Origin of the sequence: Streptomyces soli, assembly GCF_003999195.1 — a bacterium.
GTDB classification, from domain to species: domain Bacteria; phylum Actinomycetota; class Actinomycetes; order Streptomycetales; family Streptomycetaceae; genus Actinacidiphila; species Actinacidiphila soli.
The window spans coordinates 21,190-28,163 of record NZ_RJVR01000307.1 but is presented as its reverse complement, the minus strand read 5'-3'; the positions used below and the strand labels follow the sequence as shown (position 1 = coordinate 28,163).

Annotated in this window: 8 protein-coding genes and 1 pseudogene; 2 read left to right on the top strand and 7 right to left on the bottom strand. The window is 69.5% G+C overall.

Annotated features, from left to right (window positions below):
- From EFK10_RS34945 to EFK10_RS34930, 4 genes and pseudogenes are all read right to left on the bottom strand, one after another.
- The coding region (locus EFK10_RS34945) for a Dyp-type peroxidase (protein WP_127359657.1) at positions 1-1,145 on the bottom strand (1,145 nt) is incomplete at its 3' end.
- Between the two features lie 588 nt (positions 1,146-1,733).
- Positions 1,734-2,012, bottom strand: coding sequence for a hypothetical protein (locus EFK10_RS34940; RefSeq protein WP_127359656.1), 279 nt, complete (start codon positions 2,010-2,012; stop codon positions 1,734-1,736).
- Between the two features lie 74 nt (positions 2,013-2,086).
- Positions 2,087-2,203: pseudogene (locus tag EFK10_RS34935) on the bottom strand (ribonuclease domain-containing protein); the annotation flags it as partial.
- A 58-nt stretch (positions 2,204-2,261) separates the two neighbouring features.
- Positions 2,262-3,125, bottom strand: a complete 864-nt coding sequence (locus EFK10_RS34930) for a hypothetical protein (protein ID WP_127359655.1) — start codon at positions 3,123-3,125, stop codon at positions 2,262-2,264.
- A gap of 193 nt (positions 3,126-3,318) precedes the next feature.
- Between EFK10_RS34930 and EFK10_RS34925 the strand changes: the two genes are divergently transcribed.
- Positions 3,319-4,146, top strand: a complete 828-nt coding sequence (locus EFK10_RS34925) for a serine hydrolase (RefSeq protein ID WP_127359654.1) — start codon at positions 3,319-3,321, stop codon at positions 4,144-4,146.
- 143 nt (positions 4,147-4,289) lie between these two features.
- Positions 4,290-5,240: an alpha/beta hydrolase gene (locus tag EFK10_RS34920; protein WP_127359653.1), complete on the top strand. Its 951-nt coding sequence runs from the start codon at positions 4,290-4,292 to the stop codon at positions 5,238-5,240.
- Between the two features lie 86 nt (positions 5,241-5,326).
- Here EFK10_RS34920 and EFK10_RS34915 read toward each other — a convergent pair whose 3' ends face one another.
- The 3 genes from EFK10_RS34915 to rpmF are packed head-to-tail and all read right to left on the bottom strand — an operon-like array spanning position 5,327 to position 6,952.
- Entirely contained in the window at positions 5,327-5,878 is a 552-nt protein-coding gene (locus EFK10_RS34915; RefSeq protein WP_127359652.1) for a helix-turn-helix domain-containing protein, read from the bottom strand.
- Between the two features lie 44 nt (positions 5,879-5,922).
- Entirely contained in the window at positions 5,923-6,744 is an 822-nt protein-coding gene (locus EFK10_RS34910) for an AIM24 family protein (RefSeq protein ID WP_127359651.1), read from the bottom strand.
- A gap of 37 nt (positions 6,745-6,781) precedes the next feature.
- Positions 6,782-6,952: a 50S ribosomal protein L32 gene (gene rpmF / locus EFK10_RS34905; RefSeq protein WP_127359650.1), complete on the bottom strand. Its 171-nt coding sequence runs from the start codon at positions 6,950-6,952 to the stop codon at positions 6,782-6,784.
- Positions 6,953-6,974: the final 22 nt, after the last annotated feature.

Genomic DNA, 6,974 nt, shown 5'->3' with positions numbered 1-6,974 from the left:
CGTTGGAAGCAGCAGAACGCGTGTCCCAGGTCCAGGCCCCCCTGCACGTTGATGCTGCGGTCGTAGTCGTAGCTGCGGCGCAGGATGGTGCTGGTCGCCGCGGTCTGCGGGGTCTGGGGGTTGGCGAGGCGGATATGCGAGTTCAGCGGGGTGATCAGTCCCTGCGGGTCGTTGGTGTAAATGGGGTCAAAGTTCTGCGAGGCGTTCGGGCCCGAGGCGTACATGGGGGCGCCGGTGGCCTTGCGGCGGCCGAAGACCCGCTCCTGCTGGTCAAGGGGCAACTTCTGCCACTTTTCGATCTTGAAATGGACGATCCGCAGTGCCTGGTAGGTACCGCCCGCCGCCCAGGCAGGCTCGGTGGTGTGCGGCTGCGTCCAGACGATCTGGTTCATCTGGGAGCTGGTCGGGTTGCTGATGCCGTCTTTGAAGCCGAACCAGTCCCGCGGGGTGCCGCTGGGGCGCGGCGGGTTGCGCTGGCACTCGATGCGCCAGCGCTCCTTCATCGAGCCGCTCGTGTGGGCGAGGATATCGAGCGTTGCGTGCACCGTCGTGTCGCGGTGATCAGCGCAGATCTGTACCAGCATGTCGCCCTGGGACATCGCGGGGTCCAGGTCGTCGTGGGCGAAGGGCTTCATAGTGACGAGCTGGGCAGGCTTGTTCGGGCCCAATCCGTAGCGGCCGTCGAAGAGGCTCGCGCCGACGCCGACGGTGATGGTCAGATTGTCCGGCACGACCTCGGGTCCCAGGATGCTGTCGTCCGATGGCGGTGAATTCGGGGGCGTCCTCGGCGGCGTGCCGCCCGCAGTGAGGAAGCGGGCACGCTCGGTCAGCGTGCGGAACAATTCCGCCAGTGCCTTGCGGTTTTTGGCGGTGACGTCGAAGGATATGAAGGTCCCGCTCGGCTGTGGAGGAGTGGTGATGCCTGCCTGGTGGTAGCCGTGGAACGGTACCGCCTTGGTGCCCTTCTTGCCGTCGCTCAGCGCGGCGGCCTGGGCCGTATCGCTGCCCAGCAGCTTCCCGGCCGCCGCACCCGCGAGACCGGCGGCGAGCGAACCCTGAAGGAACGACCGCCGCGCAAAGAAACCCGCCGGACACCCTTCACCGCTCCACCCGTCCTCGGGGGTGGACGCCATGTTGTCACTCATGTATTTCCCTCCTCGTACGAGACCGGCGATGTGCGTGGTGTTGCTCTGTCCGTGTCGTGAACGATGCCCGGGCCGACCGCGCCGCGGAGAAGTGCGGGAAGGCGTCACGGTGATGCCCTGGGCGGCGGTGCGCGGGCGTGGCCCACCCGCCCGCGGCTGACGCGGGCGAGCTCTCGAAAAGGTGCTGGTCCTGGATGAGCAGCGGGCCGCCCAGGCCGTCTCGGTGTTCTTGTTTTCCGCTGCGGGCACACCCGTCTCGGTGGCCACGGGGGACGGCGCTCCGTACTGCGCCGCCACTTCGGTACCTTCCGCAGCGATGCCCTACCTTGGCGTGACCTAAGTCACAATAAGGAATGATATGAACCCACAAGAACAAAGATTAGGTAATTTTGCCTGGTCATCTTGTCCCGTTACGTACGCAACTGGCTGCATGCCATGCGCCACACTGACGCGCCCAGCGGGACGGGGCGCCGTCACGTCAGCCGCGCGCGAAGCCGGGGACTCCCCCCGGAGCTCCTTCGGCGTGAGCAGCAGGCACCACGGGTTGCCCCACTGCGATCACGGCGAGGATCGTCTCGATCCTCGTTGTCACCTCGCCCGCCAGACGACGAACCGCGTGCCCGGCCGGTCAGGTGTTGCCGCAGCCCTCACAGCCGTACGGACGGCGGACCATGAGGCAACGCGGCCGAGGCTCAACCAGGTCATCGAAGGAATGGCAGCCGTGTGCGCTATAGCGAAGCCGAGGTCAATGACCTCTTCGAGCGCATCAAGCAGGGCGAACTCGCGAACTCGCCAGAGTCGTTGGATCCGCAAGCGTCGCGGACCGATGATATGGCCGAGCATGATGCGCCATTCGATCGGCGGCATAGGTTCGGCACCTGGCAGGAAGGGCGCGACCGCCGTGGACGGCGGCCGCGCCCCGGAGGCGGGAGGAACTGGGCTCAGCAGGTGAAGTCGATCAGGTCGAACGTCGCGTAGTGGTCGGACGTGTAGTAGTCCTCGTCCGTCGCCTGGCCGGTCACGATGCGGCGCGCGCCGCGCGTGGACGAGCCCGGCGTTGGCGACCCGGAGCAGAGGCCACCATAATCAGCCATTTACATGTCCACATCAATAATTCTACGCGTGTTCACCTGCGGGCCGACGCGGCCGGCTGAGCAGCGCACGCAGCGGGCCGGGCACCTTCACGCGGCCGGTGAAGCGGCCGAAGTCGACGGCGTACAGGCTCTCGTTCGCCCACCAGAACAACCGGTCGTCGCACGGGTCGTCAGCAGTACAGAAGCCGACGCGGGCGCGTTCCAGGAGCGCGCGGGCCGCCCCGTCGACTTCCCCGGGCCGGACCGGGCTGAGCAGCACCTCGCTGAAGCGGGGCAGCGCCACCAGCACCCCGTACGGGCACGGGCCGGGCAGGAACCGCTCCAGGGCCGGCAGGGCGCTGGTGACGTACGGGCTGCCGGGCTTGCTGATGCTCCTGACCTGATGGTCGTCGTCGGTGACGGTGAAGGACGGCAGTTCGTCGCGCAGGGTGTTGGCGAGGGCGTGGCTGCCGGGGTCGTGGATGACGAGCTGGTCGGCGCGCTCGCGAGTGAGGCGGCCGCGGCCGTCGAGCATGATGACGATGTCGAGCAGGTCCTCGTACGGGGTGCACATCAGCTGCTGCCGCTCGGCCTCGGGCAGCCTCGGGGTGACCTGGACGCGCAGCCGTTCCTCCAGCGGGCCGAGCCGGTCGCGCTCCGCCAGGGCCGCCGTGACCTGGGCCGCCTTGGCGGCGAGCCAGGCCTCCACTCGCCCCGGCCACGCCTGCTGCGGCAGAGCGGCGCAGGCCGCCGTGATCGCGTCCAGCGAGATGTCGGCGTGGGCGTCACCAACCGGCAGCACCAGCCGTCCACTGTCGGCGTCCAGCATGGCGTGCGGCGCCAGCACCGGCAGCAGGTCGGCGACCAGCGCCCGTATGTCGGTCGCGACATCGTTTTCCGTCTCCATGCGCCGTTCATACCAAACCGTCAGACCTCCCGCAGCAAGCGGCCGTGGAGCCCTCCGTACGACCTTTTTCCTGACGCACGTCACATGTGACGAAGACCGGGGCCGGCCGGTCTAGCCGGACAACCAATTTCTCTGCTGAAGTGTCCCGTTCATAGGCATTGGCCAAGACATGACTGAACGGGATGGCTCCTTGATGCGAATACCCTCTGTGCTGGCGGCCACCGCCGCCGGCTCACTGCTCGCCGTGGTCGCGGCGGCGGTCCCCGCGGACGCGGCCACCCCCACGGTGGCGTGTACCTCGACGAAGGCCGGGTTGGCCAAGGAGCTGAAAGCCGACATCACGGCGGCGCTCAAGGGCCGCAGCAGCACCGTGTCGGTCGCCCTGTACGACCGGACCACCGGCACCTCCTGCACCTACCGCTCGGGCGCTGCGTACGACTCCGCGAGCGTGGTGAAGGCGACAGTGCTCGGCGCGCTGCTCCGCCAGGCCCAGGAGGCGGGCCGCGTACTGACCACGCGTGAGAAGACGCTGGCCACGGCCATGATCACGAAGTCGGACAACGACGCCACCACCACCCTGTGGAATCAGGTCAAGGTCAAGGGCGTCCAGCACTTCCTCGACCTGGCGAAGATGACCCACACCACGCCCGGGTCGAACGGCTACTGGGGCCTCACCCAGATCACCGCCGACGACGAGGTCAAGCTCCTCAAGCTGCTGACGTCCTCGAATTCCGTACTGACCAAGGGCTCGCGCACCTACGAGCTGGGCCTGATGAACAAGGTCGTCTCCAGCCAGCGCTGGGGCGTCCCGGCCGGCGCCCCCAGCAACGCCACGGTCCACGTGAAGAACGGCTGGCTCTCCCGGACCACCCACAAGTGGCGGGTGCACAGCATCGGCGCCTTCACCGGCAACGGCCACGACTACGGAATCGTCGTCCTCTCCCACGACGACAAGTCCATGGACTACGGCATCGCCACCATCGAGCGCGTCGCCCGTGCGGTCCACTCCGACCTGAAGTGACCTACGCCCCTCCCCGCCCGGCGCCCGCACGGCTGTCGGGCGGGGACGGCGCATTCCCCGACGCCCGTCGGGTGACCTGCGCGGATGCGTCGTGGCACCGTTACGGCAAGGACGCGACGGAGCGTCCGTATCGGAGGGACGCCATGACGACCTACCCGCTCGATCCCGAGCTGATCCCGGCCCTGGCGATGATGCCCAACGCCGATGTCTCCGACCTCGCCGGAGCCAGGGCCGAGATGGAAGCGATCGTTGCCGCCCTCAATGCCGGCATGGACACCACCGGCGTCGACGTGGACGAGATCCACGTCCCGGGGCCCGATGGCGCACCCGACGTGGTGCTGCGCACCTACCGCCCGCAGGGCGTCGCCGGACCGCTCCCGCTGGTCTACGACATCCACGGCGGCGGCTTCATGATGGGCGCCCCCGACATCGGCCACGGCCACAATCTGCTGCTCAGCCGCGAGTTGCGGGCGGCCGTCTTCTCGGTCGATTACCGGCTGGCCCCTGAGCACCCCTACCCGGCCGGTCTCGAGGACTGCTACGCGGGTCTGTCCTGGGCGGCCAAGAACGCGACCGACCTGGGCATCGATCCCGACCGCATCGCCCTCTTCGGCAGCAGCGCCGGCGGCGGCCTCGCGGCCGGCCTCGCCCTCCTCGCCCGCGACCGGGGCGGCCCCGCGATCCACTTCCAGTACCTCGCCGTCCCCGAGCTCGACGACCGCCTGGACACCCCGAGCATGCAGGCCTTCACCGACACCCCGCTCTGGAACCGCCCCAACGCCGTCATCAGCTGGGACGCCTACCTGGGCGCCGGCATGCCCGGCACCCCCGACGTCCCCCTCTACGCCGCCCCCGCCCGCGCCACCGCAACAGACCTCGCCGGCCTGCCCCCCGCGTACATCTCCGTCATGCAGTTCGACCCCCTCCGCGACGAAGGCATCGACTACGCCCGCGCCCTCCTCTCCGCCGGCGTCACCGTCGAACTCCACCTCTTCCCCGGCACCTTCCACGGCTCCAGCATGATCCCGCACGCCGAAGTCTCCCAACGCGAAAGCGCCGAAGCGCTGGCCGTGCTGGCCCGAGCCCTCCGGTAGGAGGGACAGGAGAAAACCCCACGGGCCGTTGGCCGCCATACGGCGGGGAGGGGGTGGGGCGGGGTGGGTCCGTAGAGACGCCAAGGCTACGCAGAACGCCCAGTTCCGAGCTGGCGAGGAACAGGGCGGGCGACCACGCGGCGCCGGCCACAAATCGACTGCAGCGCTGTCTCATAGGACCCACCCCGCCCCCACCCCCCGACCCAAAGACGAACCGAACGCGCCCCGGCGCAGGCCGCACCGCGCCCCCGCACAGGCGGCCCCAGCCGCCACGCGGCAAGCCGCATGGCATGCAGCGCGAGCTGGGCGCGGAAGCGGTCGCGGGGGTCGGTGAGGTGCCAGCCGAGGGCGGATTCGACCTGGGCGAGGCGGACGGCGACGGTGCTGTGGTGGAGGTGGAGCTCGGCGGCGGCCTGGCGGAGAGTGTCGGTGCGGCAGAAGGCGGCGGACGGGCCGAACCTCACGGTCCGGCCGTCCAGCTCGAGTCCGGCGGGGCACTCGGCGAGGCCCGCCGTGGACCGTACGAGGGACTCCGCGTCGAGGCGGCCGGTCAGCAGCACCTCGAAGTGGGCGATCACCCGCAGCGCGGCGGCCGCGTCGGCGTCGAGCGCCGAGAGCCGCAGCAGCAGTCCCTTCATGGTGCCGAGTGCAGGAGCGGCGGGGGCAAGGCCATACGCTCCGGTCAGCCGGCGTGGGTGGAGAACAGCCCGCCGGTGGGGCCCTGCTTGTCGCCGCCCTGGGCCTTCTTGAGGGCGTTGGCGAGTCCCTCGATCGTCATGGACTGGAGAATGACGCGGCCGTTGCCCTCCAGGGTGGCCAGCGACAGGCCCTCGCCGCCGAAGACGGCGTTCATGAGGCCCTGGCGGTTGAGGCCGCCGATGCGCTGGACTCCGTACTGGATGCCCTCCTCGAAGGCGACGATGCAGCCGGTGTCGACCTCGATGCGGCCGCCGAAGTCGGCGGGGTTGAGGTCGATGAAGTTGCCGGCGCCGGCGATGATGACGGTGCCGCGGCCGGTGAACTTCTCGAGGATGAAGCCCTCGCCGCCGCTCATGCCCTGCCGGCCGCCCTGAAAGGCAATGCCGAAGTCGACGGTCGACTCGGCGGCGACGAAGGCGTCCTTCTCCGCGAACCAGGCCCGCGACCCGTCCAGCTCCAGGGCCCGCATCTCGCCGGGCAGTACGCCCGCGAAGCCGACGGTGCCCTCGCCGCCGGTGGACGTGAAGTACTGGAAGGCGATGCTCTCTCCCGCCAGCACCCGCTGGCCGACCTGCATCGCGGTGCCCATCGCCTGCCGCAGCATGCCACCCATGCCGCCACCCGAACCGCCGCCGCCCTGGCCCTGCTGGCCGCCGGACCCGCCACTGCCCAGCCGGGTGTCCATCGTCACGTTCGATGTCTTGAACAGGAACTTCCCGGCCTCGCAGTAGACGGTCTGGCCGGGCTCCAGGGTGCACACGGCCATCTGCATGGCAGTGCCGACGATTTGTTGCTTCAGGGTCATGCCGCTCCAACGACCGACGGGGAGGATTCGGTTCCGCTCACCCGCGGGGCGCGATCAGCCCGCGCTCGTACGCCCGCACCAGGTGCCGCGGCACGCGGTGTTCGGTGCCGTCGAAGAAGACCGGTACGAGGTCCGGCACCGCGGCCTTCCACTGGGCGCGGCGGTGGCGGGTGTTGCTGCGCGACATCTTGCGCTTGGGCACGGCCACGGCTGGCTCCTTCGCTCGGGGA

What these genes read in the sequence shown, in the direction of transcription:
- EFK10_RS34940 (WP_127359656.1), bottom strand. Translation starts at nt 2,012, where the DNA reads ATGCCGCCGATCGAATGGCGCATCATGCTCGGCCATATCATCGGTCCG.
- EFK10_RS34930 (WP_127359655.1), bottom strand. Translation starts at nt 3,125, where the DNA reads ATGGAGACGGAAAACGATGTCGCGACCGACATACGGGCGCTGGTCGCC.
- EFK10_RS34925 (WP_127359654.1), top strand. Translation starts at nt 3,319, where the DNA reads ATGCGAATACCCTCTGTGCTGGCGGCCACCGCCGCCGGCTCACTGCTC.
- EFK10_RS34920 (WP_127359653.1), top strand. Translation starts at nt 4,290, where the DNA reads ATGACGACCTACCCGCTCGATCCCGAGCTGATCCCGGCCCTGGCGATG.
- EFK10_RS34915 (WP_127359652.1), bottom strand. Translation starts at nt 5,878, where the DNA reads ATGAAGGGACTGCTGCTGCGGCTCTCGGCGCTCGACGCCGACGCGGCC.
- EFK10_RS34910 (WP_127359651.1), bottom strand. Translation starts at nt 6,744, where the DNA reads ATGACCCTGAAGCAACAAATCGTCGGCACTGCCATGCAGATGGCCGTG.